Annotated in this window: 22 protein-coding genes; 6 read left to right on the top strand and 16 right to left on the bottom strand. The window is 54.9% G+C overall.

Annotated features, from left to right (window positions below; all coding sequences use genetic code 11):
• Positions 1-23: 23 nt before the first annotated feature.
• From SMC3_RS01415 to SMC3_RS01405, 3 genes are all read right to left on the bottom strand, one after another.
• Complete coding sequence (locus SMC3_RS01415; protein WP_165846496.1) at positions 24-872, bottom strand: DegV family protein; 849 nt, start codon at positions 870-872, stop codon at positions 24-26.
• 474 nt (positions 873-1,346) lie between these two features.
• On the bottom strand, positions 1,347-2,363 hold the full coding sequence (locus SMC3_RS01410) for a nucleotidyl transferase AbiEii/AbiGii toxin family protein (protein ID WP_207799608.1): 1,017 nt from the start codon (positions 2,361-2,363) through the stop codon (positions 1,347-1,349).
• A complete protein-coding gene (locus SMC3_RS01405) occupies positions 2,351-2,971 on the bottom strand; it encodes a DUF6088 family protein (protein ID WP_119089737.1) in 621 nt (206 codons plus the stop codon). Before SMC3_RS01405 ends, SMC3_RS01410 begins: the two co-directional genes overlap by 13 nt.
• A 451-nt stretch (positions 2,972-3,422) precedes the next feature.
• Between SMC3_RS01405 and SMC3_RS01400 the strand changes: the two genes are divergently transcribed.
• Positions 3,423-3,959, top strand: a complete 537-nt coding sequence (locus SMC3_RS01400) for a DUF2726 domain-containing protein (protein WP_119088202.1) — start codon at positions 3,423-3,425, stop codon at positions 3,957-3,959.
• Positions 3,960-4,017: 58 nt separating this feature from the next.
• Here the strand turns inward: SMC3_RS01400 and SMC3_RS01395 are convergent, their stop codons facing one another.
• From SMC3_RS01395 to SMC3_RS09865, 3 genes are all read right to left on the bottom strand, one after another.
• Complete coding sequence (locus SMC3_RS01395; RefSeq protein ID WP_119089736.1) at positions 4,018-4,482, bottom strand: hypothetical protein; 465 nt, start codon at positions 4,480-4,482, stop codon at positions 4,018-4,020.
• Between the two features lie 14 nt (positions 4,483-4,496).
• Positions 4,497-8,165, bottom strand: coding sequence for a RecQ family ATP-dependent DNA helicase (locus SMC3_RS01390; protein WP_207799607.1), 3,669 nt, complete (start codon positions 8,163-8,165; stop codon positions 4,497-4,499).
• Positions 8,166-8,389: 224 nt separating this feature from the next.
• Positions 8,390-8,674 carry a dual OB domain-containing protein gene (locus SMC3_RS09865; protein ID WP_119088198.1) on the bottom strand — a complete coding sequence of 95 codons (285 nt, stop codon included), beginning with the start codon at positions 8,672-8,674 and terminating at the stop codon, positions 8,390-8,392.
• Between the two features lie 757 nt (positions 8,675-9,431).
• Between SMC3_RS09865 and SMC3_RS01380 the strand changes: the two genes are divergently transcribed.
• From SMC3_RS01380 to SMC3_RS01365, 4 genes are all read left to right on the top strand, one after another.
• On the top strand, positions 9,432-9,695 hold the full coding sequence (locus SMC3_RS01380; RefSeq protein ID WP_119088197.1) for a hypothetical protein: 264 nt from the start codon (positions 9,432-9,434) through the stop codon (positions 9,693-9,695).
• A 79-nt stretch (positions 9,696-9,774) separates the two neighbouring features.
• A complete protein-coding gene (locus SMC3_RS01375) occupies positions 9,775-10,656 on the top strand; it encodes a hypothetical protein (RefSeq protein ID WP_119088196.1) in 882 nt (293 codons plus the stop codon).
• A 159-nt stretch (positions 10,657-10,815) separates the two neighbouring features.
• Positions 10,816-11,418: a GIY-YIG nuclease family protein gene (locus tag SMC3_RS01370; protein WP_119088195.1), complete on the top strand. Its 603-nt coding sequence runs from the start codon at positions 10,816-10,818 to the stop codon at positions 11,416-11,418.
• Complete coding sequence (locus SMC3_RS01365) at positions 11,405-12,034, top strand: EVE domain-containing protein (protein ID WP_119088194.1); 630 nt, start codon at positions 11,405-11,407, stop codon at positions 12,032-12,034. The genes SMC3_RS01370 and SMC3_RS01365 overlap by 14 nt, the downstream gene beginning before the upstream one ends.
• Positions 12,035-12,105: 71 nt before the next feature.
• Here the strand turns inward: SMC3_RS01365 and SMC3_RS01360 are convergent, their stop codons facing one another.
• From SMC3_RS01360 to SMC3_RS01320, 10 genes are all read right to left on the bottom strand, one after another.
• A complete protein-coding gene (locus tag SMC3_RS01360; RefSeq protein ID WP_119088193.1) occupies positions 12,106-12,417 on the bottom strand; it encodes a DUF6884 domain-containing protein in 312 nt (103 codons plus the stop codon).
• 265 nt (positions 12,418-12,682) lie between these two features.
• The gene (locus SMC3_RS01355) at positions 12,683-13,327 is read right to left on the bottom strand and encodes a hypothetical protein (protein ID WP_119088192.1); all 645 of its coding nucleotides are present in this window, start codon (positions 13,325-13,327) and stop codon (positions 12,683-12,685) included.
• Entirely contained in the window at positions 13,324-14,463 is a 1,140-nt protein-coding gene (locus SMC3_RS01350; RefSeq protein ID WP_119089734.1) for a hypothetical protein, read from the bottom strand. The genes SMC3_RS01355 and SMC3_RS01350 overlap by 4 nt, the downstream gene beginning before the upstream one ends.
• Positions 14,460-15,515, bottom strand: a complete 1,056-nt coding sequence (locus SMC3_RS01345) for a restriction endonuclease (protein WP_119089733.1) — start codon at positions 15,513-15,515, stop codon at positions 14,460-14,462. The genes SMC3_RS01350 and SMC3_RS01345 overlap by 4 nt, the downstream gene beginning before the upstream one ends.
• 53 nt (positions 15,516-15,568) lie before the next feature.
• On the bottom strand, positions 15,569-18,985 hold the full coding sequence (locus SMC3_RS01340) for a DEAD/DEAH box helicase family protein (RefSeq protein WP_207799605.1): 3,417 nt from the start codon (positions 18,983-18,985) through the stop codon (positions 15,569-15,571).
• The gene (locus SMC3_RS09510; protein WP_207799220.1) at positions 18,978-20,084 is read right to left on the bottom strand and encodes a hypothetical protein; all 1,107 of its coding nucleotides are present in this window, start codon (positions 20,082-20,084) and stop codon (positions 18,978-18,980) included. Before SMC3_RS09510 ends, SMC3_RS01340 begins: the two co-directional genes overlap by 8 nt.
• A gap of 2 nt (positions 20,085-20,086) precedes the next feature.
• The gene (locus tag SMC3_RS01335) at positions 20,087-21,262 is read right to left on the bottom strand and encodes a restriction endonuclease subunit S (protein ID WP_119087469.1); all 1,176 of its coding nucleotides are present in this window, start codon (positions 21,260-21,262) and stop codon (positions 20,087-20,089) included.
• Positions 21,259-22,794, bottom strand: coding sequence for a class I SAM-dependent DNA methyltransferase (locus SMC3_RS01330; protein ID WP_119087470.1), 1,536 nt, complete (start codon positions 22,792-22,794; stop codon positions 21,259-21,261). Before SMC3_RS01330 ends, SMC3_RS01335 begins: the two co-directional genes overlap by 4 nt.
• Before the next feature lie 252 nt (positions 22,795-23,046).
• The gene (locus SMC3_RS01325) at positions 23,047-23,892 is read right to left on the bottom strand and encodes a hypothetical protein (RefSeq protein ID WP_119087471.1); all 846 of its coding nucleotides are present in this window, start codon (positions 23,890-23,892) and stop codon (positions 23,047-23,049) included.
• A gap of 15 nt (positions 23,893-23,907) precedes the next feature.
• A complete protein-coding gene (locus SMC3_RS01320) occupies positions 23,908-24,825 on the bottom strand; it encodes an HNH endonuclease (RefSeq protein WP_119087472.1) in 918 nt (305 codons plus the stop codon).
• Positions 24,826-25,034: 209 nt separating this feature from the next.
• Here SMC3_RS01320 and SMC3_RS01315 point away from each other — a divergent pair, with 209 nt between their 5' ends.
• Positions 25,035-26,210: a DNA recombination protein RmuC gene (locus tag SMC3_RS01315; protein WP_119087473.1), complete on the top strand. Its 1,176-nt coding sequence runs from the start codon at positions 25,035-25,037 to the stop codon at positions 26,208-26,210.
• Positions 26,211-26,232: the final 22 nt, after the last annotated feature.

The raw sequence follows: 26,232 nt of genomic DNA, 5'->3' as shown, positions 1-26,232 counted from the left end.
CAGGGGCCCGTGCAGTGACGGTGCTATTGCGGCTTCTTGTCCGAGATGATGACTCCGAGGATATCGGGCCCCACCTGGTTTCCGAGAACAGGTCCAAGCTGGACCAGAATGCTCGGCAGGTTGTACCTGGAGGTGAACTCATGCTGGAACCCCTCAACCTCGGCCCGGTTGGTGCCGTAGTGGAACCCGATGTATTCGATCCCCTTCTGCACATGCTTGTCGATGATTGCCCACAGATGTTCCAGCGCAACCTTCTTGGTGCGGGGACGGTCCTCGACATCCGTGACTCCCTGGGTAAAGGTAAGAATGGGCTTGATCTTCAGGATGTTGGCAGTGATGGCAGCAGCCTTTCCAATGCGCCCGCCCCTCTCGATATACGTGAGAGAGTCGAGCACGAAGTAGGTATGGGTCCGCAGACACAGCGCCTCCGCCTCAGCGACGACCTGCCACAGCGGCGCCCCGGCTTCGGCGAGCTCCACTGCTCGCATCACCGGAAATCCGAGACCGAGACCAACATTCCAGGTATCTACCAGCTGCACGTGAACCGTGTCCAGCTGGTTGCGCCCGGTGAGAGCCGCATTGAGCGTCCCCGAAAGGCGTGAACTGACGTGAAGCGACACGATGTCTCCTGCAGGGTCCTTGTCCAGAATGGCACGATATGACGAAGCGAATTCATCAGGCGACGGCTGCGTACTGCCCCCTTTCGCGCCCGCCACGAGACGGCGGTAGAACTCGTCGTTCGTAATGTCGATGCCGTCGCGAAAGTACTCGCCGTCAAGCGAGACCCTGAGGGGAACGACGGTGACGCCGTGCTCTTCAACATACGCTTGCGGCAGACATGCCGTGCTGTCTGTTACTATGTGGACAGCCATTGCCGGCTCCTTTCTCCGCTTGTGCATCCGTTCCCTTGCCCACAGCAGCATACCCCGGGTGACGATCTCATCAACTGACACTCCCGTGACAGAGGGCGCGTCAGCCACCAATCACAGTGTAGTATAGCACCGTGTGCCTCTCCTGTTGCCTCTCCCGTCAATGAACTCAGACTACGTGATGACTTCTCACAACAGTTGCCGGCAATTATCAGACCGTGCTATGACCTTCCTCTCTTGGCTGGAGTGATTCGCGAAACCAGCTTTATCTCGGTAAGAGATACCGGATCGTGAGTGTTGCCCTTCTCCCTTTTGGAAGTGCAGCTGGTACCGTATCACCGTTTTGCATGGCCGCCAGCATGACATTGCATCGCGGGGCCACTGCGTAGTCCCTGCCCATACGGCCGCGATACAACTCGCCAGAAGCGACATCGAGGAAGCAGCCTTGTGCCTCTGCCAAGACTTGGGTGTTCTCAATTACACAACTCCAGTTGTCGCGTCCAACTGATGCATTTCTGACTCGAGTTTTCCTAATCCTTGCATGATTGTGCCAAATGGGATTTTGTCTCCAAAGAGCATTTCCTGCATGTTGCGGTAATCCTCCGCAAGCATTGCGATTGTTGCATCTGACGGCACGAGTCTGATCTTCTCCGGCGTCGCGTCCTCGTACCGTGCCCACGATGAACGATAAAATTTCTCATTGAAGCAGACTACCGTTTTCAGTAATGCCAGATCCTCAAGTGCCTCTTCCTTAATGGGTGTTTGCGACAGCATATACAGGTCATAGTAATGCCGTGAGTACCGTTCCGGCAGTCTCCCATCCGTCCGGTGCGCTTCTCTGTGAAGAATGGTCGCCTTCTCCCAAAACGTTCTCCTGGCTTCCACTGTCCGAATAGCGGTATTGGCTTGCTTGAACAAATCAGGGTAGTAGTCGGCAGCATATGGGTGAACCATCTTATCTCCACATGGAGTCCATGCTGCCAAAGCCCCGATCTCTAATCGTACTTCCGGCATGACGTATGAATCATGGAAGAGGTGCGGGTAGGCGAAACAGATGGTCTGCTCGCCGTTTCCTTCGACATGAAGTTGTACCTGTTCTCTGACGTATGTTCCGGCCAGACCGTCGATTTCTGGCATGAGCACTTCAGTCAAGTACTTGTTTGTCCTTTCACCCATTTCCTCGCTAAGATGATCTTGCTGGTTGTTCGTTCTCTCAGCCCATGGTTCATCTCTGGAATATCCCAGCAGCCGCCAGTCCAGGATCAGATCGATGTCCTCCGAGAAGCGTCGTATGACGCCATATCCCTTGGATAGACTCGTGCCCCCTTTGAAACAGAAGTGCATCGCATCCTGGCTATGATGGAAAAGCAGATCCAGGAGAAAGCATACCCAGAAGTCCTTCTCCACAATCGTCTCGCTGACGCCCATTCTGCGAGCCGTTCTATTAAAGAGTTCGCCCCTATTGTTGGCGTCCTCGTTTGCTATTTGGTACATGTCGCCGCCAAGATCTTCCTGATTTCTTCGGCCACCCACACTCTGCTCGTCTTGGATTCACGGGCCAGTCTTTCCTTCTCGGTACTAGACAACACCCCAGCGATTTTGGCTCTCACAGAATCATCCATTCCTGTCCTGCCGAGAGCCTTGATGGCTTCGATGATCAATGCGCTCTTGGCGGAAATCCCCGCTATTTCCTTCGGCGGAACGTGCTTGAAATAGAGCTTGATCCCTCCTAGGTCTACTTCCTTGTTTGTCCCGCTGCTCACAAAGTGATACTCCGCCGGGACCTGCGTTGAGAGTCCCAACGCGTTCAATGCGGTATTTCCACTTGGCGCGATCGTCCACCGGTTCTTCCTCGCTATCTTCTTCGCAACATCGAGAGGCGATGCTTCCACCTCTTCCTGCAAAAAGGAGCTGTAGTATGGGCTCTCATAGATACCCCTCTTCACCCGAAGCAGTTTGCCTTCTGCCGTCAGTTTTGAAACGGCCTCTTTCACGCCTGAGTAGTTCCCAAGGTCAGTGAAATCTGTCAGCATGTAGATGCTGTTCTTGTGACCGTGTTTTATGTGCTCTTCAATTCTTTGCTTGATCGTATCTGGTTTCATCTCATCACCTCGTGACCATTATTGTATCAAAATGGTCACGTCATGGCAAGAGCTAAGTTGCATTATGAAGAATCGTAGCGAAATGGTCTGGCGTGTCGTGCCAGCACTACATCCTCACCCCCTGATGACCAGAGCCAAGACCGACCATCTTGTTGGCGTCAACAGAATGGTCAACCCCGCTCAGCGAGCCAGGATTGCACCCATGCTGTTGGACTCGATCTGTCGAGACGTCCGACGTCATCTTTCAGGTTGAACCATTTCCATTTTGGAAACAACTGCCGTGTGATGGCTTCAATGCGAGGTCTGGCACAAGACCTTCCCGTCACCCTCGCGCTCTTGAAATTGCCGGTCTACCCCAAATGATCCGTCTAGCCAGACGATTCCAGTATGCTGTCCATATGGTAGATGTGGTATCATGTGATTGTTGCAGATTCCTGAAGGGGGTGTAAGCATGTTGCTGACGCTTCTCAAACAGTATTGGTGGATCATCCTGATTGTCGTGGCTCTTCTCGTACTTCAGTCTACTAAAGGCTCTCGAAACAAGGGAACACCTTCGGAGAAACTTGGGGACCTGCCCTACGTCCTCAAGCGGTACCTGATGTCCAGGGCGGAGCGCTCGTTCTTCGGCGTGCTGGAACAGGTGACCGACAGTTCCAAGTACTACATCTTCCCACAAGTATCACTCAACAACCTCGTGACTGTCAAGAACGGAACTGGATCTTACCTGGCATTTCACAACAAGGTGGACCGCAAGTCCGTCGATTTTGCGCTCTTTGAGAAGAGTACGATCTCACCTGTCCTCGCCATAGAACTGGACGATTCCTCACATGACCGCGAAGACCGGCAAGAACGTGACGCGTTCGTGGACGGAGTCCTGGCAAAAGCTGGATTGCCTCTCCTACACGTCAGGGCGCAGGCCGCCTATGATCCGAAGCAGCTCGCTGCATCGATCGGCGAAGCGATCAACAGACAGCAGCAGGCCTCCTGATCCCGTCACGTAAAGACGTATGAGGAGCCCCTGGTTTGGGACCCCTCACTGCAGCTACCTAGGGCAAGCGCGCGACAATGACCATGACGAGAGCGGCCACGGAAATGACAAGTGCCGAGATGGTGAGCCACAGAAGTGCCTGGACGTTCTTGCCGACAGCTATCACCTTCTCTGAGACGGCATGAACGGCCTGATCAAGCCCGGTGATGTCACCCCCCATACCCGGCAGTGGCTCCAGTTGCCTGTTCATGTCAGATTGCACATGACCAATATCCTGTCTGGCAGCGTCGATGCGCGTTAGTAGTTCAGGGCCACCCGCACTGCGAATCGCGTCCAGCCCCTGTTGGGCGCTTTGAGCCACGTTCACGACCTGGTCAGAAAGCCCGGAAACTGCTGCCACTGCTCCGTCGAGCCGACCAGCCGCTTCGCGGTAGGACCCCATTTCTTCCTTGAGACGCGTCAGCGATTCAGCGAGCCGGGTCGCTGCCTCCTCTGCTTTCAAGAATCTCTCTTCATCTGTCATGTCGCTCCCCCTCCCTATGACGTAGTCTTGTCAGCCAGACTGCTTGCCTGTTCAATCAGGAACCATGCAGGCACGTGTCGTATGGACGGTGCCGCCTTGACGAGATGACGTGCGAAATCGCGATCGGGACTCAGGCGTAGCAATTCTTCGGCAATTTCGGACCCCAATTGGCCGTCCCGTTCCCCGATCGTAGAAACACCCCATGTGGCAAATTCGTATAGCACCTGCGTGCGATCGAGACCAAACCCGGTGAAAGCAGACTCGATGGCATTGGTGAACTCACGATGAACGATGTCCGCATCCGCATCGCGACACATCGCTTCCGCGACGGCCCGCAACATCAGAAGTCCGGGATGTGTTGCATAGCTGCTGAGATAGCGCGACACCTGGCCTCGGAGTTCGGCGGCCTCGTTCGGCGACGCGACCAACCCTGCGACGTCCTGGACGAGACGGATTCCCGCTTGCGCGTCCGCAACAACGGCGTCCAGCTGGTCTGAAAACTGGGTTCGCTCCAGGTAGCGCAAGATACTCTGGCGCAAGGCATCCTCGCCAGAATGCTGACAAGCACGGAGCATCTCAGCAAGATTGCGGCGGCGAGACTGTTCGATCTCGTGATAGACGAAGTCCAGCAGCAGGCGCACCAGGTCAAGAATAAACGGCTTGCCATCAGGCGACGTAAGAGCCTCCGCCTTTGCCTGCTCCGGGGCACGCATGCTGGCCAAATAGCTTTCAACGTACTTGGTGTAGGAGGCGACCATGTCGGTTCTTGTGGCACCCGTGATGTCGACCTCGAATTGCTGTTTGGAATAGTCAAGAGTGTAGTCGCTGATCACACCGACGATAAGCAGCCGGTGCAGTGCCTTCTCGGTTGGCATTCGTGCGTCACCTCTGGCTCCACCTGCCCGAGCGGTGGCAAACGGTACAGCAACTGCGTCATGCCTCATGCTTACAGCCCCCACACGCTCAAGCACGCGCGCAACTTCATCAAGTTCAGTCGAAGCACCGCGAAATGCCGTCACATGGAAGAAGAGCCTCCGAATCGTGTCGTCAGAATCAGCGTACTTCGTGTCTTTGACGACCTGCGCCACTTCTTCGACAGAAGTCCTCATCGAGAGCAATCTCTCTGCTCGGCCGGCATCGTCGTTGGAAACAATAATGCAGCAGTATGCTGGCTCCAGTGGCTCAGTCCTTGCCCGACCAGCACGGCCGGCCTCCTGATAGAAGGACTCGATCGACCCTGGTATTCCATAGTGGACCGTATATCGGATGTTCGGCTTGTCGATGCCCATGCCAAACGCACTTGTACAGGCGAGCACCGGAATCTTGTTCCGCTTGAACTTCTTCGCCACCTCAGTTTTCTCTCGCGTGTATTCTCCCGATCCATGCCCATCTGGGGCCTTCCCGCTGTAGAAGTTGACGGGGATCCTGAGGTCTTGGTTCAGCTTTGTGGCGATCTCGACAACGCCGAAGGACCCATTGACGTGCGGGCAAAACACCAGACCTGCGTAGGTATTGTCGCCATTTGCGCCAAAGAACTGACCCGTTGTGACGCCGAACAACGAAGGAAGGCGTTGGCCAAGAAGCCCCTCCAGGCGGCCCCACTTTTCGGATGACTTCGCCGAGAAGACCATGAAATGCAGATTCTCCCGGTCGAACGTCTTGGGCGTAATGACCGAGTCGAAATCTTGCAGCTGTAGTTCACGCTGGACATCGCGCAGGACGGCTCGGGACGCAGTGCCGGTAAGTCCCAGTATCGGAGGAACATGTCCGTCTTCTGCAGCACAGTACCTGCGGGCAGTGCGGCCCAGATTGAGATACGCCGGACGAAAGTCGTGTCCCCACTCAGAGACGCAGTGTACCTCGTCGATGACGATGACGGAGACACACGTGTGGCTGGTCAGGGAAGTCAGCGCTGATCGAAACTCCTTGATCTGGAAGCGTTCAGGCGACACGAAGGCAAAGAGATACTCTCCCTGCCCCAGGAGCTGAATCAATTGGGTGCGCACTGTTGTCGATGTGCTGCTATTGATGGCGGTGATACGGTCAATACCCTTTGCTCTCAGGCCCTCGACCTGATCATCCATCAGTGAGACAAGTGGGTCGATGACGATTGTTCTCCCCGGCAGCAGCAACGATGCGAATTGGTAGATCAGGGACTTGCCTGCTCCGGTGGGAAGAAGGGCCAATGTGTCCTTGCCGGCCAAGACACGCTTGACTGCATCCCGCTGTTCGTCACCGAACTTCTCAAAGCGAAAGAGGTACTGGAGGAGAAACTGCAGGGTTTTGTCGGCGGGAGACAGCGCTGGAGTCACTTGCTCGACGGGCGAGTAGAATGCCATGGAGGCGTGGAATGGCAACGCACAGGGTAGGAGTTGAAAGCATGACTCCCCAGATTCGGACCGAGGGTCAAATAGGATGGTCATCGCGCTTCCAGTGAAACCATCCTTACCAGAATTCTCGAACGCACATGTCGGCATGCCTTTCCCGACAGTGCAGCCATGTACGCTGGCAACCGCCCGCAGAAGCCGGACGAAGTCTTCAATCGCCGCAGCGACGAGCAGGTGCGTGATTTCTGGATCGAACCATGCAAGACGATCCAGGTCTGTACTGATAGACCAGGACTTTGGTTCCGTCAGCGACAGGCGTCCGTATTTCATCCCTTGTACGAGGAGTACCTGGATTTGGTGTGCCACCGTGACCGCCTTGAGGTACACAGTCTGCACCGATCGTGGCTTCTCAACCAAAGGTGTCGACATCTGAAATAGAAGGTCTCGCACGTTCTCCTGCTCAGGCCCTGCCCCTGCCATGACCTGATGTGCAGGAATACGCAGCACTTCATAGCCTGCCTCTTTCAAGACCCGATCGCGATCGGCATCGGCAGCCAGCTGGTCGGAATGTTGAGCTCCGTCAATCTCAATAATGAACTTGCGCTTGTTGCCAAGATGCCATACCATGAAGTCCACGCGTCTCCTGGTATTGTCCGGTGACAATTCGGCAGATTCCACCAGGCTCGCGATCTCTATTTGAGGGACCACGGTGAGCCATGGATCGCGCTGTGACGCTACTCGGAGAACAGAGTCATAGAAGGCTGTCTCGGTAGGACTGTCCAGCGCAACACGTGGCAGCTCGAGTGGCCATTGTTCGACCAGCCCAGTGATATCTTCCACCGAGAATGCACTCGGTAGTCTGATGCCAAACAACAGGGCTATCCTTTGCTCAAGCGACTCAGACAGCAGCGTCAACCGCCCTCGGAACACCAGTTTCTCAAGCACGGCGAGAACACGTTGGGCGGCGGTATCCAGTGAAGGCGCGCGATTGTTGGCAGGGAAGTCGACCCGCCACTGGGCGAGGTACTGCCACACTGCCGGGTCCAGCGAAAGGTCTTCGTCGCATATCGACTTGAGCAGTGATGCCGGCACAGCCATCGACTCGAACACAGTGACCTGCTGAGAAGTAGTTCTCGCTTTGCAGACGACGGACCTTGGCAGATCGATCGGCTCGGCGTTGCGATAGACATCTCCTGCCATGCTCACCGGCGTATCGTCTCCGTTTCCGTCATACGGCAGAATCCCTCTGCAGTGAGGATACCCCGTGCATCCCCAGAACCGTTGCCCGGCATACGGGCCGCTCTTTGCCGTGCGCACCACCATCTCTGCGCCACAAATCGGACAGACTTTCCCCATTGCGCCCTCCGCAACTGCAACCAGCCCCGTTTCTGATACCGCTGACGACGCTGCGTCAACTCTGAGCATAGTGTAGGAACTCGGTTCCCACTGTCAACGAAGCGCGTGAGGCCATGCAGACCACAACTGGCGACTAAGCGCAACAGAGACACAGCCCAAGCGCGGGCTCACACAAATGCTGTCTGACGCCGACCAGCCAGACCGTCTGTATCGTCAGAACCCGTCTACGGTAGGACTGCAGCAGCCAGCTTGTAGTGGGCGTCCCTGGGTTCAAAGTATACGCCGATGCTGATACAGACATACTTTTCTGGTCGTGGGCCGTCGTGAAGCTTGCCCTGCCCCCGTAGGCGCTGCAAGAAGTAATCATCGGTCATGCTCAGTCGGTAGTCGATGCTTTCGTGCCTGAATTCGACATACCACTTTGTTCTGCCAGCATCCTCCTTGGATGCCAGCTTCAGGGTGGGTACCTCAATGAGCCACAGGCTTCTCGTTAGCGGATGAGCAAGCACTAACTCCTGCTCAGGTGGTCACTTGCATTGATAGTGGAATCCACGGGGATAGGAGTACCGGGTGGATCCACGAACCTTTCCACGTCGCCAGGATGAATCGTCGAGTTGCATCATCAAAGAATCGCAGCGAAATGGTCCGGCGTGTCGTGTCCGCACCACATACTCAACTCCCCCCGATGACCAGAGCCAAGACCGACCATTTTGTTGGCGTCAACAACATGGTCAGACACCACTCAGCGAGCCAAGATTGCATCCATGCTATTGAACTCAACCTCTCGAGACGTCCGACGCCATCTTTCAGGTTGAACCATTTCCATTTTGGAAACAGCTGCCTCCCATGCCAGTTCGCCACTGGCGAACGTATTCTTGAGATGTCCGATTGTTGCCTGTCCGTACATGCCGATGAGATCGTACGTCTAGCCACCCGTACTACGGAGTGGCATTTCTCGTACCTCCGTGGGTTAGACCCCCAGCACGCCGAAAGACACGAAGGACATACGAAACTTGAACAATTCGGAAGTGGGTAGGGTTGCCGGCTTTTTCGTGGGTTCGGTCTCAGTTCATAGTCTTCTGGCAGAAATATATTAAAATAGGTATATAATAGAAGAAAGGAAAATATATACAGTAGAGAAAGAGATATACAAAGAAGTCCCAGCAGATGACGAAATGGCTTGGTCGACGAGCCGGAAAGTGACCAGGCAAACACAGTCCGAGCGATACATATGGCATGAGTCTGACAGACATGGAGGAATGAGACATGATCAACAAAGATGATTTGAACAACCCATTTGTCGCCTATCTGACCCGTCTGGAGATTACCCCTGCTGACTTCGCGATCATGGCACGGGTCGACTACGTGGATGTCTACAGCGCGAGAAAGGCCCGTAGCCGCATCCTGCCCAAGTCATTCGTTCGAGCAATCGACGAGCGGTCCGGTGATGGCGTGGGGGCAGAGATCGCCAACGCGTACCTGGACTATAGGGAATCCTTAAGAGAGACCCTAATGTCGCAGAAGAAGTGAGGCCTGGAGATTCCCGCACATAGTACTCACCAAGCTGTTCAATTGGCATTAGGTTTTGGCGGCTGGCAGGGAGGGCGTCATGAGTTCCAACTACTACATTGAGACAGGTACCTCGTCTGTGACAGCATGGAGCGTCGCACGCATACCCTTTGAACCGAAGGGCTGGCTTCTTGAGTTCAGGAATCAACTGAGGTCGGCTGTAGCGGGACTTCCTTCAGTGGATGGTAGGATCCTCTATGCAGCATATGGATCCCCGATTAGCAAGTATGCAGATGTCGAGAATCTACTGATCTACAACATTGGTCCCGCCCAATTGTCAAATGCGACTACGAAAGGGTTGGTCTTCAAACGCTCTTACCAGATTTCTCGGGACTGCCCGGTGCAGTTGTCCTCCCCTGTTCTACATCAATATGAGTACTTGCTGCTAGACGATAGGTTCTTATCTATCGAAGGGCAAGACAACAGACCCTTGGCGTCTTTGTCGTTTGAACTGACCACTTTTGCTCTTCATAGTTGTGCAAGCGTCTGGTATGCTGCCAAAATGGGAAACATCACTTTGAGGCAAAGGTGCCACGTGGCAAAGCCGTGGGGCATATCGATAGTCATAAACAGCCCTTCTTCTCTCCGTATAGCCTGTTCCACGATTGTAAAACCACTTATAGACGGTATCACTTCTGCCCTCCACTGCCACGATGGTTCGAATATTGACTATGTCAGCGGGCAACTTGGCAAGAATCTGGGGTTGTCCAATGACGCCCTGGTAAGATCATTATTGGAAGACGGCAACCATGCCCTTTTCGGGAGAACCAACCTGCTCCACCCTTTTAGAAACAACTTGCAGTGGAACCCCAAAGACGATTACTGTACCTACTGCTCAATAGAGTGCCTGTACGATCTACCTGTCAAGAGTCTGGAGATCACCGCGCTAATCTTCGACATTGGTCAACATGATACAATCTAGCCAAGCGGTTCAACGGGCAGCAGGCCGGATTCTTCTGATTGCGGCGAGTCAGCTCCGAGGGCATTCTCTACGGCACGTTCCGGCCGGCCGATGCAAACCGTTGGTCGCCTGCCTTCATGAGCGAAGACTCTCGTTCGTCAGATCAGGACGGCACGAGCCATGAAAGTCCTCGTTCAGGGATATCAACTGGAATTCGTTCAGGTTCCGATGAGATTCCATGAACGCAGCATTGTCAATCTCTTCGCGCAGAAGAACAACAAGACATTGACTGAGACACTATCCGCCAGACGGTATACAAGGCTGTCGGAAGAAGTTCAACGTCGCTACCCCAGTTCTCTGAATGAAAAGCTCGGCGAGTTTCTCTACAGGCTCAAGATACTTGACGACAGCCTCTATCTGCGTTTCTTGAACGAGCATGGAGATAAGGTCTTCTGCGACTTCTCCATCGAAAAAACAGTCCCGAGCAAGACAAAAGGTATCTACTGCTTCACAACCGGTGAGGGAATCAAGTATGCTGGTCGAAGCCATGACCCGTTTGAAAGAAGGCTCAATCAAGGGTATGGCCACATTTCGCCCAAGAACTGTTATCTGGATGGTCAATCAACAAACTGTCATGTCAATTCGCTGATCGCCGAGGTTCATGACGTCGTGTCGTTCTATGTCTGTTCCATTGACGATGATTCGGAGATTGACCGATTGGAGAGACTTCTGATCAAGTCATACGAACCTGAATGGAATATTCGGCTCTATGGCGACGCCTAGATTGGGAAGAAGACAACTAACGCGGCGCGCAATACACAACGAGGAGGCTGCGGCATTCTTGAGCGGTCTCCCCGCTTCGCCGGAGTCCTGCTCTCAAAGCGATTTCACGTGCGCCTCACTCACGAATACGAGCTCAAGGAGGTATGAGAACATGTTAACTTGGATATTTCAAGGCAATCCAAATCTGTTTCACATTGACGAGTATCTGAGTTCCCGACAACACCAACAAATTGTCTGGGCCATTAGGCAGAAGCATTTTATCAAAGACATCACTATCGGAGATGAGGTCTACATATGGCGGGCCAATGGGCATAACCCAGGAACAGGAGGTATTGTGGCAAAGGGAACGATAACCTCGGCCCCTGAGGACATGCTCGATGATGCCCCTGATCTCTGGATGCAGCCGGAGGTACCGCTCTCGATGCCAAGGGTCCGCATATCGCTAGACGAGGTCAGGCTGACGGAAGAGCAGGGCATGATTGCCAGGGTGGAATTGTTGCACGACCCTAACGTGAACTCCATGCTCATACTGAGGTTCGCATTGCTGACCAACTACAAGCTGGACGTCAAACACGCTGAGTACATTGGCGAGCTATGGGACAAGCGACGCAGGTGATCTAGAGAAAGCAGCGCGACGCCAATTGCGCTTGGCAAGCCCATGGGCTTGCCAAGCAGCAAGCCTTGTCCCTATTTTCTTCTGCCCTGGCTGCTCTCGTCGCGCAGAAACTTCTTAATCAGTCCCATTTGAGTACCGAAGCGGGGACCCACGAAGGGTGCCTCCAGCTTCGACTTCGAGCTGGAGAATGAGTCTTTGACGATCTGCACGTACTCAGTACCGCCCAGAACGGTTACGTTGGCGTACTTGCCCAACCCTTGTCTCTCCACCTGTTGTTTCAGCTCTGGCCCCAGGAGAGCGTCAGGACTCTCGAAAGTGACATCGTAGTTGCCAGGGATGACGAAATCTGGCCGCATGAAGCCGTACTTGGGTGATAGTATCATCCAATCACAGCCTCGACTCTCAGCATACTCTCGGTTGACTACAAAGGGGGACCTGTGTATGCGTCACGCGCCTTCTGTGGACCAGCTCTAGGGTTCTTCTTCCAGATCTTGCTCTTACCACAAGGAATAACAACAAGTTTCATGCAGGCCTCCCATTCATTCGTCATGCTGATGCTCCGTGTGTTCCTCCGTTAAGAATGACCGTCTCGTTCCGCTCCAAGCTATCACTTCCGGACTATGGCACAATGACCAATCGGACCTGTTGCTAGGATTCTCGTGACTCCTCTGCATCTACGTCTACCCGCGGTCTGAGCCATAGGTCGTATTCTGCCTCGACAGGCACCGTGGGAAAGTTCTTACGGACCCATTCTTGGACCGCCATATACTGACCATAGTCATCAAGCCTGCTCCAGGCACAGCCAAGAGGTGACATCCCGAGTTCCGTCAGGCGTTCCAGCACGATGTTGTCCAGAGCCACATGAGCGACGTCATACACGCGGAAGAACCCTGGCACTCGACGCTCTCCAAGAGCAATCGCGTACTTGACACTTATGTTGATCCACTTCTGAGCCTGGCCGACCGACAACGAGGAGAACCCATGTTCTGAGGAGATTCTCTTCAGCATGTCCACCGATTCGTGGTGCCATGCGTCAAACGACGCCTGAGTCCAAGCGTGCACGCCAGGGAGTATCGTCAGGCGATCCTTCAGGACGCGGAGCATCGCCGTCCTCCAATCCGAATGAAGCTCTCCAAGTTTGCTCATGCCGTGGAGTGTACGGTTCATGTCCAGGTAGGCACGCCGTATGCAACGGTCAAGCCAGTCGCCCTCGCGCCCGAAGTAGCACACGGCCACAAAGTCATCCCAATCGCTCACAGAAACTACATGCCGTACGGACGATCCACCTCTCATTGCTTCTCCTCCGTCTGATTGATGCGGCCAATGAGCCAACCAAAGAAGTCAGTAAGGCGCGCAAACGATGCTTCAGATGCAACTTCCGTCAGCCGAATGTTCGGCCGTTTCTGCATCATGTCGTCGGTGACCTTCTTGTTCAGCAACTTCTCAGCATGCTGACGGAGTTGTTCGTACGCTTCTGGATCAGAGAATGGAGGCTTCTGAACCATCCACTGCAGGTACAGCTCCACCGTCCCATTGGTCCATACAGCGCACAATTGGTTCTTCTGTCCAGCTGTGAAGAGCATGGGGATGAACGACCCCGCGGTAGACCCGCGCCCCCACCGAACCTCAACCGTGGGATATTCCTGAAACCATGTTAGCAGGCGTTTCGCCGTACCCACTTCTCCGGTATGACCCGCCTTCAGCACTTCGAAGAACGATGGCTCGTCCCACCTGCGTCCGGACAACACCTGCTTGCGCGCAGTAGCTTCTGACGTCTGACCGATGACTTTTGGCACGAGCGCTTGGGTAGAACCTTCGGCGAATTGCTTGATTTCTACAGCCAGTACCTCTGCCGGATCCATCTGCTCATTGAGAAATTCGACGATGCGTTTGAGTTCCTCAGGAATCTGATCGGCAACAAACAGCATCCGGACGTTGCCATTCCGAAGGTTCTCCTTGACGGTTCCCCAGAATTTCTCTGGCTCCTGTGAACCTGCCAGAAAAGCGCCGAGCTCCTCCGTGCTGTCACGCTTGCGTGCGACGCACGTATGTTCAAATTGCTCCATGATGTGCTCGATCGGCCAGTAACGAACTCCGTTGGCAGCATAGTCCAGCATCTGCCCGACGACCTCCCTCCGGATGCGCGTGTCAGTCGCCCTCTTCACCTCGACCAGCGTTGGCACGCCATCCTGGTCGATGAAGAGATGATCAAGGTGCCATCGGCCGGCTCCTGATTCGTCACCGGGAATGCTGATCTCGCGTTCAACGAGCAGCCACCGACGCGGATAGGTCTCGTCCATTTGGTCACCACCCAGCAACTCAGGATAGTTGGCCAGTAGTGCTTGCAGGCGGTCCTCCGAATCGTACGCCCGTTCCTCCATAGATGTCAACTTCTCCCCTTCGTGCAACAGGAAAATGTGATGTTTCATGCGTCCTCGTCGGGAACCAGCATCCAAATGCGCTTCAACGGCAAGTCTGCCCTGATATCGGCAGGGAGCTCCTCATAGTGCTCGAAGACCTTCTCGATGACCTCCTCTGCGCCCCATAGACGTACCCTGAAGAAGCTGTTCTTCTTGTGCTGCTGCTCGACACCCTTCGTATATCCTCCCCAGGAGACGAATAGTCCTTCGTGGACGTTGAATCCGGACATGACTCCAAGGAGTTGTGAGACGGTAGGAGCGTCCACAGGCGAGTCCTGTGATTTGACCTGAACGCAGATCCTTGGTTCATCGAACCCGAAGGCACCTCGACCGGCAAGGATGTCGACACCACCATCGGCTCCAGGTGGCGAGGTGAACGTTGTATAGCCCTCTGCAATCAGAATGGCCTCAACAAGACGGGCGAACCCATGCCCCTTCATCTTGGCGTTGATGCGCGCTCGAATGTCCTCCATTGCGACTTCCTCGAGATCAGGCATGGCCTCCGGCGGCCCATCGCCAGCATCAGGCTTGCCAAGTGGAGTATATCCGGGTCCTGGATCTCTCCCCTTCTCGGCGATGACCTGCAGCCGATGTTGGGCATCGTTCCGAGTGGGTTTGAATACCGTCAGTACGGATCCAAGCGAATAGAGAAGGTCCTGCTGAATGGCAGCCCGGGAGATGTCTGTTTTGAGCCACTTCACCTGGTGCACGTGACGGACCATGTCTCCTAAATCGGTGCGGTATTCATAGTCACCTATGACTGTTCCGGCAGCGATAGCATGGGTTGACTTGAGAGGCAAGAGGATAAGGTCACCCTTCTTGATGAGGCGTACGAATGACCAGATTTGTCCACGGTTGACCGCCTGCGAGCCAGGTGAATTCTGAGGATACACCTCAGCGTACATATGCTCCAACTTGGCCCGCGCTGAATCCTCATCGCTGTCCCGAGCGACCGGAGACAGGTCCGGAAGTTCGAGCCAACGGATCTCCGAGACGCCATTGTCAAGCGCAATACCTTCCTGCTCTCCGTATTTACCTCCACGTACTACCCATACTGCCATGAGTTCCTCCTCGTGATTCCATCCACTTCTCAGGCACAACGACGTCTCGAATGTTATGCCGCAACTGCCGTCTCTCTCACTCTCTCAAGAGCTGCCAGCAGCTCACTGACCTGTGCTGCATCGAACAATCCATCGGGCCCGCGCGGGGCAATATCCGTGAAGGGAGACCCATACAACAGAGCCGTATCCAACAAACCATGCTCGGTCAGGTGCTCCACAACCATGTTCACGAACTGGATCTGGTTGGCATTGAGAGTCTTGCCTGCCAGGAAGCCGTCCATTGCCTGTTTGGCCGCCTCGCGGTCCATGCCCACCAGCGACCGAGCGAACAGCCCAAGCCCTTGAGCCTCCTTCTTGGCGCGTTCTAGATCGCCAGCAGTGCCCCCGCATTCGCCCAACAAGTGCTCCAGCTCCTTCAAGTCCGATGCTGTCAGGGCCCTGTTGCTGCGCAGTTTCCGGATTGCATCGTTGTCTTGGCGCGAACGCAGGAAGACCTCGGCTTTCGCGCGGAACTTCTCGAAGTCCTGGCCAGGTGTTAGGCCAGGCAGTAGCATGCCAGCCTCCGTACCCAGTTCATCCTCGAAGTCGGTGTAGATGAACCTCCGTCTCTGCTTCTCGATCAACCCGACGAGTGCCCTCAGATGTCGTCGTACCTGTTCAAGCATGGTCACGGTCACGTCCTGCCACCATTCGTCGGTCGCCACAGACTGGATGAGCGGCATTTGCGCCATCACCATTGGAATAGCCGTCTTCTCCTCCAGGAGTCCAGCGATCGCCTTGACCTGTTCCCTGAGCTGCTCAAACACAGGCTCTGAGCACAACAATGCCAACTGCAGTCTGAGCATGAGCAGATCAAACCGCTTTGCCTCCTCTGGCTCCGCCTCCAATTCCGAAGGCAGTCCTGCCACTTGGTGAGACAGCTCATCCACGGCTTCGTCCGAGAGAACCGTCCATGTATCAGACTTGGCATACCTCTCGACTACACGCCGTTTGGGTCTGACGACGAAGTTGTCCAGGTTCATTGTCGCCACTTCTCCATGCAGGAGTTCCACGAGTGAGGACCGCATCTCTACGTCATTCGACGGGTCACCGCCAGGGATTACGGTCTCCCTGACACCGCTGCCCGCATCACCGGCAGCCTTGTCCAATTCCCTGATCATCTCCAGCCGGGCCAGAAACAGGCGCTTGCTCAGCGAATTCGGGACCGCTCCGTCAGTCGTCTCGGGATTCTGGCTGAAGTACTCCAGGTTCTGACAGTAGTCAAACAGGTAGAAGAATGCCTTGTTCTGCCCCGGGGCAAACAGGTCTGGACAGAGCCGTGTGCCACGTCCCACCATCTGCCAGAACTTGGTCTTGGAGCGCACGAGCTTGAAGAACACCAGGTTCAAGACCTCCGGTATGTCGATGCCAGTGTCCAGCATGTCCACAGACATTGCGATGTAGGGAGCTGCGTCCTTCTTCGAAAAGTCGTCGATCAGGCTCTGGGCATATTCAGTCTTGCATGTGATCACGCGGGCAAACTCACCGTTGAAGTGAGGGTAGTTCGCATTGAACCGCTCCGCGATGAAGTCGGCATGGGCCTGATTCTTGGCGAAGATGATCGTCTTGCCCAACCGGTCACCGCCAGCCACCTTCTGCCCGCGGGTCATCAGGTGAGCAAGCACCTTGTCCACGGTGTCCTGGTTGAACAGCCAGGCGTTGACGGCTGCAGCTTCCACCTGGTCAGGAACGTCCCCGTCTTCGTTCCACTCGAGTGCATCCCACCGATCCTTCTCATCCTCGGAGAGATCGTTGTACTTGATGCCTTCGCGCTGGAACTTCAACGGCACAGATACGGCCCTGGGAGGAACGAGGAATCCGTCCTGAACAGCATCTTCCAGTGAGTACGAGTCCGTGGGTACGCCGTCCTCCAGGTCGAACAGGCCGTAGGTGTTGTGGTCTACCTCATCCTTTGGCGTAGCGGTCAATCCGACAAGCAGCGAATCAAAGTAGTCAAGAATGCTGCGGTATTTCTGGAAGACTGAGCGGTGGGCTTCGTCGATGATGACCAGATCGAAGTGCCCCACACCAAAACGCCTATGGCCGTCCTGTGTCTCATCAATCAATCCCATCATGGTTTGGTAGGTGGACACAAACACACGACCCTCGGTGTCTCTGTCTGTGACCAGATTCACCGGCTCAGCATCGGGCAGGTGGCGCTTGAACGCACCTACGGCCTGGTTCACTAGTGCAGTTCGATCGGCCAGGAACAGCACGCGCTTGACCCAGTTGCATCGCATGAGCACGTCACAGAGTGCAATCACTGTGCGCGTTTTGCCCGCACCTGTGGCCATCACTGCTAGCGCCTTGCGGTCGTGATCGCGTTCAAACGCCTCACCTATTCGTCGAACGCAGCGCGTCTCGTAGAAGCGGTTGACAATCTCCTCATTGATGTTGGCTTGACCAAGTAGCCTGCGACTGGTGCGCCGTTGAATCAGGAGTTCCAGCTCCGGCTTCTCGTAGAATCCTTGCACTCGCCGTGGCGGATAGTTGATGTCGTCCCACAACCAGTGCTCGTACCCGTTGGTATAGAAGATGACAGGCCGTTGGCCAAACTGCCTTTCGAGGCAGTCAGCATACAACTTCGCTTGCTGCTGGCCTACACGTGCATCGCGCTGCGTGCGCTTAGCTTCTACGAGCCCAAGCGGTTTGCCGTCATCACCCCACAGCACGTAGTCTACGAAACCCTTATTCTCGCTGTTGGGCATCCCAGACACTTCGAACTCACGGTCGCGCGCCTGGTCGAGCTGCCACCCAGCCTCCTTCAACAGCAAATCGATGAAGTAGTCACGGGTTTCCGCCTCAGCATAGTCGTGTGTGTCTGGACGAGTGGCAGCTGCTTTCTTGGCTTCTGCCACTTCGACGCGGAGACGCGCGAGCTCTTCGCTCAGCGCAGCCTTGTCTGCAAGCACGACTGACAGTTTCTCATCGCGCTCGCTGAGTGCTATCTCCATCGACTGCAGTTGATCCAGCGTCTGCCGAGGAACGGGCGACGTGCGTGGCAACAACTCAGAAGCGAGCATCAACCCCGAATCCGGAGGTGCCACTCGTCCATAGGTACGGGCCAGCCAGTACGACACATGGAAGAGCTCTCGCACTGCCTCGAGTGAATCTGATTCCAGAATCTGGTGATGACTGTGAACCGCTTGATTGCCAAGTCGTGTGATCACACATACCTTGGTAAAAATCGCCTCGCCAGCTACAGCCTTGAACGTTGGATCATGAATCAGAGCCCCCAGGTTGTCCTGGTACGGCAGTTGCAGGGAACTGTCATGTTTGTAGACCCATTTGACAGCAAGCTCCAGAGCACGACGCGCGTAGAAGCATGCCGTCCGAGGATCTGGATAGGCTGCTGCGGCGGCCTTGCTCGCCGCCTCATAGACCTCAGGCCACTCTGTCCGAAGGAAGCTGAAGTTGTCCGTATCAGCCACGTCGATAGACGCTGTCCGCGTTGATCTGGTCACTGAAGTACGGAGTGAACCCCGTAAGCAAGATTGACATTGCGACCAAGTCACGCATATCCAAATCACGAAGCATGCCTGCCGAGGGAGTCCCGTGTCTGAGACCAGGAAAGTCAGATGTGAAGCCATACAGGTTCTGCAGCGACAACTTCACGGCGGGGTGTGGCCACTGCCGCATCTGATCGCTTATTGCCCCCAATTCGGTTCCCTTCACGTTGTTTGTGGCTGCTCCAATAGCCTCAAGCAGCATCACCTGCTTCGATATGCAGGTAGCGATGCGACCCTTTGTCTGACCGAGTCGCAGGCCATGAACAGCCTCCTGGAAATCCTCGAGGCGCTCGGCTATGTTGCCATTGACCGATCCAAGCCGGCATGCATCGCGGAAGAGGCTCGTGAAGATACCAGGCAGTGTTGGACACAACATACACGGGGGGCATATGTCATACCGAAGACTGTACTTCTCAATGAAGTCTGTCAACAGGCCAACGTAGGCACTCGCCAAGGAGTTGCCACCATAGTCGCCCATGATAGCGTGAGCGGCCTCGAGAAACCCGATAAGCGCTGCCTCACTTGCGATGCTACTGGCTTCTACTTTCTCGAACGCATCAAGACTTCTCGATTTGTCGTTGATGATGATGTCGTTTGCCCGCTCCAGTGCTTCGGCACGCTTCTTCGGATCGTTGACCAGTTCCGACAGTGCTTGTTCCAGCACTCTTCTGCTTATGGACACATCACTGATGACCTCGTCCAATGCAGCTTCCAGCGAACCAATGTTCGGCGATAAGCCAGAAACAGTCTCCTGGAGCACCTTGTTGAGGATCTCGTCATACGTCGCTCGATCGACCTTAGCCCCAGCAAGCTGGAGTGCTCGGTCAAACATCTCCCGCCGTTGGACTGCATCATTGATCACTAGTGCTGTTGCAGCCTCAGCCACAGGCTCTTTGAGTGCACACGTCAACTCACGGTAGAGCTCACAGAAAATGTCGTCCGGAACATCCTCCCGGTCAGTCAACGGAGTCCAGATTTCCTGCCAGGTCTCGCACCAGACGTCAATGAACTGACCATCCATGGCTACAGCTCACCCCGGAAAGCCCGATTCTGGAGCGAGGCGAAGAGCGTGTCGAGCTCATCCATCGAGGCACGGTGGGTCGTCTTCAGCTTCTCGACGGCAGCGACGCGTCGGGCGAATTCGCACTGGAGCTCATGCGGCGGGATGGGCACGGTGAGCGCCCGGATATCATCGAAGTTGAGCCCTGCCTTCACGCCTTGTCGATTGCGGCCAAGCACCTGTCGCTGACCAGCGGGCGATGTCAGGTAGGCTGAAAGGAAGCGAGGAACCAGCGCCCGTGTCCGCAGAATCGATAGGTGCTGGTTGATGAATGCTGCTCCAAGTCCTTCAGGCACGACGGCCGTACGACCCAGGTCAGCTGTAATGCTCAACAGTACATCGCCCGCCTGAACTCGCGTCCGCTCCGCCTCGGCAGAATGTGGAGCATCTACGTGAGTGATGTCATCCAAGACCAACTCGTCTCGTTGAACGTTCTGTATTCTGATGAATAAGTCACCAGACTCGGCGTAGTACTCAGCCCAGCCGCGTGACCCGCTCGTCATGAAGTCCAGCAACTGTCCCAGCTGTCTCACTGGCCACCTACTGAGCACAGCAGTTGGACCACCGAACATGTCCAGGAAGATCGATTGGGTGAGCAAATCGAGTTGCACTAGGGATGCTCGGCGCTCTGCCCGCAGCGCTTCTGCTTCGTCCAACACCTCCACGATCCGACACTGCTCACGAATCGAGGGAAGAGGTATTCGCACTTGTGCCAGCGCGTTCGCCACCGCTAGGTTCTTCATAGTTGTGCCCCTGATGAAGGGAGCAAGAGAAGCTCGAAACTGAGCGCGGTGCATGAAGTGAAACACATAATGAGAACTGGCCTGTGTGGCGTCAAAGCGGAGGACTCGCACGAAGTTGGACGCACAGGTCGTCGTGATGGGCTCCGTCGCGACGTACGCTGCATAGCCGCAGTTTCCCGATACCGTAAGCACAACATCGCCGCTCATGACTCGTGCTTTCTCAGCATCGTCCTCGCGAAAACCACGCGTTGGCAAATGCTTCCACTGAATGTCTCCCGAATCAAGCACGTCCCCGTTTCGAATCACAGGAACGTCAATCTCTGAGGTGCCTGCATCCTCTCCCCAATAGCCGGCTCGCTGCAAGACAAGCAGGTCCGCGATAGGCACCGTTCTCACAGCATCTCCTCCAGTTTCGTCATACTCTGTTGTATTTCCTGTTCCAACTTCGCAAGATCAGCAAGGATCTCCTTGGGTGCGCGGTGGTCAACCTCCTGGTACACTGCCTCTTTATATCGGTTGAGGCTAAGATCGTAGCCCTGCGCGGCAATTTCGTCTTTCGGAACGCAGAAGCTCTGCGCAGTACGTGGTCTCTCGCGCTCACTATCGTCGCGGTGCTGCCACCGAGCCACGACGTCGGGCAGGTTGTTCTTAGCATAGTCTCCTTCCGTTAGGATGGTCCGTGGCACTGCACCAAGCTTATCTTCGAGCAGCAGGGGCGTGCGCTTGTCATCAAGGCTCCAGCCATCTGCCTGTACATCGTAGAACCAGACGTAGTCCGTGCCGCCGCTGTTGGTCTTGGTGAAGAGCAGAACGTCAGTAGAGACTCCTGCGTAGGGTTTGAACACTCCACTGGGCAACGATATCACGGCGTCAAGCTTCTGATCCTCGACCAACATACGACGTAGTTCCTTGTGTGCCTTGCTGGAGCCAAACAAGACTCCATCCGGCACAATGACTGCCGAACGGCCTCCCGGCTTGAGCAAGCGGAGGAACAGGGCAAGGAAGAGCAACTCGGTCTTCTTCGTCTTGACGATTTGCAGCAAGTCCTTGGCCGTGTTCTCATAGTCCAGGCTGCCTGCAAACGGCGGATTGGCCATGACGAGTGTGTAGCGCTCTTCTTCGCCGGCATGCTCTTGTGCCAGCGAGTCGCGGTACTGAACGTCAGGATTCTCCACTCCGTGCAGCAACATGTTCATGCTGCCGATGCGCAGCATGGTACTGTCGAAGTCGAAGCCATGGAACATCTCGTCGTGGAAGTGCTTGTTGGATTTGGCATCATGCAGCATATCTGGGTAGTTTCTCCGCAGATACTCGCCGGTAGCAACGAGGAAACCACAGGTACCACAGGCTGGGTCACAGACAACGTCATTGGGCGCTGGCGCAACGAGCTCCACCATGAGACCGATGATGTGGCGTGGCGTGCGGAATTGGCCGTTCTGCCCTGCCGTGGCAATCTTGCCGAGCATGTATTCATAGAGATCACCGTTGGTGTCCCGGTCTTCCATCGGCACGTCTGCCAGCAGATCGACAACCTTTGAAAGCAAAGTTGCTGTTGGGATCTTGAAGCGCGCGTCCTTCATGTGTTTTGCGTATGTGGAGTCGTCGCCACCTAGAGTCTGCAGAAACGGGAAGACGTGCTTCTCTACAACATCAAACATCTCTGCGGCACTCAGGTTCTTGAAGCGTGACCAGCGGTAGTTCTCGTAGGGGCAGCCCATTGCATCCTTGCCTTCCGGGAAGATGCGTCGTTCCATGGATTTCTTGGTTCGAGCCGCCTTGTTCTCTGCCAGCGTTTGGAGATCGTCAAGCCGGCGCAGGAACAACAAGTAGGTGATCTGTTCGATCACCTCCAACGGGTTTGAGATGCCGCCCGACCAGAATGCGTCCCATACTCGGTCGATCTTGTTCTTAATCTCACCAGTGATCATGATCAGTTCCCCCTTCTCACGTGTGCTGCCGTCAAAGCTTTACCAACCGCGCAATGCGTAGTCAGGTGCGAGTAGCTTGTGCTCGCACAGCCCACGGGACTACCGTCTTCGAGTTTCCTTGGTACCGTGAACCAGTCTTCCGGCGACTCCCAACAATATAGGCGCTGTATTCCATCATGAGAGACTATGCCTATGGGTCAAGGCTGAGTACCTCAATCCGGACGCCACAGGCATCCCAAGGTGGCCTTTGCATCAACTCGTGTCACCTTGCCCTGTCTGCTTTTTGGCCTGGTTCTCAAGGTAGGTGTCAAGAACCTGTTGTCGCGTGCGAAAGTCGCCAGGGAAGATGGTGTTGTTTTCGCGAATCGGCACCGGCCAAGAGAATGTGGCAGAATCATCATACGAAAACTGGTTCGCAAAATCCGTGATATCCCACAATCCGGTACCGCCATGAGGGGCAAACTCCAGCACAAAGCCGAAGGGAATGGTCGAGAATTCCGCTAGGACTCGCTCGCGCCAAGAGCTGCCTGTTAGCCCCATCCATCCGGAAACGCCAGCCCGACGCTGCATCTCTCCCTGCCAAGCGTAGCAGTAGATGCCGACATGATCGGGGTTCAAACCCCGTTCATCCTTGCCCAAGACTAGACGCCGCAGTTCAGGATTTGCGTTGGCTAGGCCAGGACCGCAAACCGAGGCAAACATGGCCAGAACCTGCTTAATGATCCTTAGAAGGTACACTTGCTCAAAGCGCATGACGACAAACGCTACATCTCCCACGTACACCAGACTTGAGTGTTCTCTCGATTGCATGGCGCATTCCACGAAGTGGACGTAGTCACGGGCATACCAAGCGCCGGTTGTATTGTTGCAGCGTTCGCACAAGGTATACCCTCCGGCCCCACCCTGCTCGACAGTTTCCCGAACACCCTTCATCTCCCACGGGAGGTTTTCTGGATCCCTCTTCAGGTAGTCAAATCCACTGCAAGTCAGTACCTTGCTCTTGTTGAATGCGGCCTGCGGAGGCACATGTTCAAATGTTAGCGGGCCCTCCCTGCCACAGATGCTGCAGACCCCTTCGACTTGTCTCCGCCTGGACATTCTGCCCTATTTCTCCTAGTCGCTGTAAAGAAGATCGCTGTGTTTCATCAGCATCAGCCTATTCGGCCACGCGTTCGGATCCTCGGGCAACAGGATGCGCGAGCCGTGGAGCTGATAGTACTCTTTGCCATTGTCGTAGTCCTCTTTGAGGCGCTTGCTGACCACAAACCGATAGCCGTCAGGGTCGATGGTGACGTAGCCGGCATCGAACAGCTTGTGGATGTCGGCCCGCAGGAGGATACCGTTGGTAACGTCGTTGGTGTGGGTGTCTGACCACTCCACAATATGGGCAGCCTCCAGCACGGGCAGCGAGTGCTCCCTGCTGACGGCACACTGACGATGATAGGCATCGGTCACTTCGACGCGGAATGTCCCCTGACCCTGACGGACCTCACGTAGAGCGTACTGCGGCGTGTAGTCGGGGCTGTAGAAGGGCAGTGCATGAACCTGCGGCGTTGATGGGGTCAGCTCCAGGTTGCGGAGTACCTGACGCACGATGGCCTGATCATCGGCACTGACCATATGCTTCCCACTCACGAGACTGCCCGTGTAACACGGGATCCATAGCTCCCGCGGCAGATAGACGACCTGATCGAGCACTGCGCAGCCCACGTCCGTGTTCCAGGAATCTGCACCGGGGTGCTTGTACCGCATGATGGCATCGCGGAACGCGTCCACTGTCGGCACACCGTTGCCGACGCCAAATGCATCCCAAGCCATCTGCAGCGGCAGGACTGAGTAGTGCATGAACACGCCGGCTCCAGCAATGAAGTTCAGGGGTGCCTTGAGCTTGAAGAGCCAGAGTGAACCGGGTTCGACATGTCTGCGTGCCGGAGCGCTGGGAATCCAGAAATTCACCTCGTCGGTGATCTGGTTCCTCCGCAGAGAGTCAAACCAGTTGTTGTCTGTGATACCCAAGAACGCAGGAAGCATTTCCACCCTCCAACACAGTCGACAGTACTACTGTAGCCGATTGGCGGGTTTGTCAATGTGCTTCGGCATATCCTAAACAAATCATCTGGTTTCAGTGGACGGCTTGGACCGCTCCTTTTTCAGCAAAACCTTCTGCTGGCTATCATTGCAAATTCTTCCATAATGAGTTTACACATGTGTGTTGTTCATGTCACAAGGGAGGCAGTTATATGAATGCATGGTCATTCCTTATCATTGGCATTGCGATAGGAGTTGTTATTGGAATCGCTATTGGCTTGCTGCTGCGTCACGCGCAAGCAACAAACAATCAGAAGACAATCGATCAAGCAAGAGAAGCGTTCAGCAGTCAAGCTGCCGCATCATTCAAAAGCCTTTCGATGGACGCTCTTGGCCCCGTTACAAACCAATTGTCAATAATCGCCGGCAGTAAACTGGCAGAGCAACAGGGCCAAGCAGCTCAATACCTGGACAATAAAAAAGCCCTTATAGACCAGACACTGGGAACGATGAACACCGAACTTACTAAGGTCCAGAGCGCCATACATGAACTCAAGGAAAAGGGAGAAAACCAGTTTGGCGGGCTTACGCAACAACTCACTAATGCGTCTTCGCAAACCAGTAGACTTACCGATATAACTACTGCTCTCAAGGAAGCCCTTGCCAGCGGCAAAACGCGTGGGCAGTGGGGTGAGCGCATGGCTGACGACATTCTCCGCGCCGCTGGGTTTAGGGAAGACGTCAATTATCGGAAACAAAAAGAGGAGCTTTCCGGCAATCGCCCGGATTTCACATTCTTCCTTCCCAAAAACCTGCGATTGAACATGGATGTCAAATTCCCGCTGGACAACTATATGTGTGTCATCAGTGCTGCCACAGAGGAAGAACGATCCTCGTTCACGAAGAAATTTCTATCAGACGTGCAGCAACGTGTTAAAGAGATCAACTCACGAGGATATATCGATCCAGGAAATGGAACAGTCGATTGCGTCCTCCTCTTTATTCCGGTTGAGTCGGTGTTCGCCTTTGCACAAGAGCAGGACCCACAGCTTCTCGACAAAGCCTTGAACCAACATGTCATCTTGTGCTCACCATCAACGTTGTTCGCTGTGCTTGCCATTATCCATCAAGCAACCGACACGTTCTCCAGTCAACAGAACGTTGGCCAAATCCTGGCGAAGTTCACCGAGTTCGATAAACAGTGGGGACAGTTTACGGATAAGTACGAAAAGCTCGAAAAGCACATCCAGAACGTCGAGGAAGATTTCAAAGAACTTACTGGAGTGCGAACACATAAGCTTGACGGAATCCTCGAGAACATCCATGCCCTCGAGGTGCAGCAAAAAGAAGTGGAAAACGGAACTTCAGAACAACTAACCGATGTTTGACTCTCGCACAGCGGCGTCGCAG

It is taken from the genome of Candidatus Cryosericum hinesii (genome assembly GCF_003570985.1).
Classification (GTDB): domain Bacteria; phylum Caldisericota; class Caldisericia; order Cryosericales; family Cryosericaceae; genus Cryosericum; species Cryosericum hinesii.
This window is presented reverse-complemented; position numbering and strand designations above follow the sequence as displayed.

Coding starts and splice junctions, on each gene's coding strand:
- SMC3_RS01415 (WP_165846496.1), bottom strand. CDS start 872: ATGGCTGTCCACATAGTAACAGACAGCACGGCATGTCTGCCGCAAGCG.
- SMC3_RS01410 (WP_207799608.1), bottom strand. CDS start 2,363: ATGTACCAAATAGCAAACGAGGACGCCAACAATAGGGGCGAACTCTTT.
- SMC3_RS01405 (WP_119089737.1), bottom strand. CDS start 2,971: ATGAAACCAGATACGATCAAGCAAAGAATTGAAGAGCACATAAAACAC.
- SMC3_RS01400 (WP_119088202.1), top strand. CDS start 3,423: ATGTTGCTGACGCTTCTCAAACAGTATTGGTGGATCATCCTGATTGTC.
- SMC3_RS01395 (WP_119089736.1), bottom strand. CDS start 4,482: ATGACAGATGAAGAGAGATTCTTGAAAGCAGAGGAGGCAGCGACCCGG.
- SMC3_RS01390 (WP_207799607.1), bottom strand. CDS start 8,165: ATGGGGAAAGTCTGTCCGATTTGTGGCGCAGAGATGGTGGTGCGCACG.
- SMC3_RS01380 (WP_119088197.1), top strand. CDS start 9,432: ATGATCAACAAAGATGATTTGAACAACCCATTTGTCGCCTATCTGACC.
- SMC3_RS01375 (WP_119088196.1), top strand. CDS start 9,775: ATGAGTTCCAACTACTACATTGAGACAGGTACCTCGTCTGTGACAGCA.
- SMC3_RS01370 (WP_119088195.1), top strand. CDS start 10,816: ATGAAAGTCCTCGTTCAGGGATATCAACTGGAATTCGTTCAGGTTCCG.
- SMC3_RS01365 (WP_119088194.1), top strand. CDS start 11,405: ATGGCGACGCCTAGATTGGGAAGAAGACAACTAACGCGGCGCGCAATA.
- SMC3_RS01360 (WP_119088193.1), bottom strand. CDS start 12,417: ATGATACTATCACCCAAGTACGGCTTCATGCGGCCAGATTTCGTCATC.
- SMC3_RS01355 (WP_119088192.1), bottom strand. CDS start 13,327: ATGAGAGGTGGATCGTCCGTACGGCATGTAGTTTCTGTGAGCGATTGG.
- SMC3_RS01350 (WP_119089734.1), bottom strand. CDS start 14,463: ATGAAACATCACATTTTCCTGTTGCACGAAGGGGAGAAGTTGACATCT.
- SMC3_RS01345 (WP_119089733.1), bottom strand. CDS start 15,515: ATGGCAGTATGGGTAGTACGTGGAGGTAAATACGGAGAGCAGGAAGGT.
- SMC3_RS09510 (WP_207799220.1), bottom strand. CDS start 20,084: ATGGATGGTCAGTTCATTGACGTCTGGTGCGAGACCTGGCAGGAAATC.
- SMC3_RS01330 (WP_119087470.1), bottom strand. CDS start 22,794: ATGATCACTGGTGAGATTAAGAACAAGATCGACCGAGTATGGGACGCA.
- SMC3_RS01325 (WP_119087471.1), bottom strand. CDS start 23,892: ATGTCCAGGCGGAGACAAGTCGAAGGGGTCTGCAGCATCTGTGGCAGG.
- SMC3_RS01320 (WP_119087472.1), bottom strand. CDS start 24,825: ATGCTTCCTGCGTTCTTGGGTATCACAGACAACAACTGGTTTGACTCT.
- SMC3_RS01315 (WP_119087473.1), top strand. CDS start 25,035: ATGAATGCATGGTCATTCCTTATCATTGGCATTGCGATAGGAGTTGTT.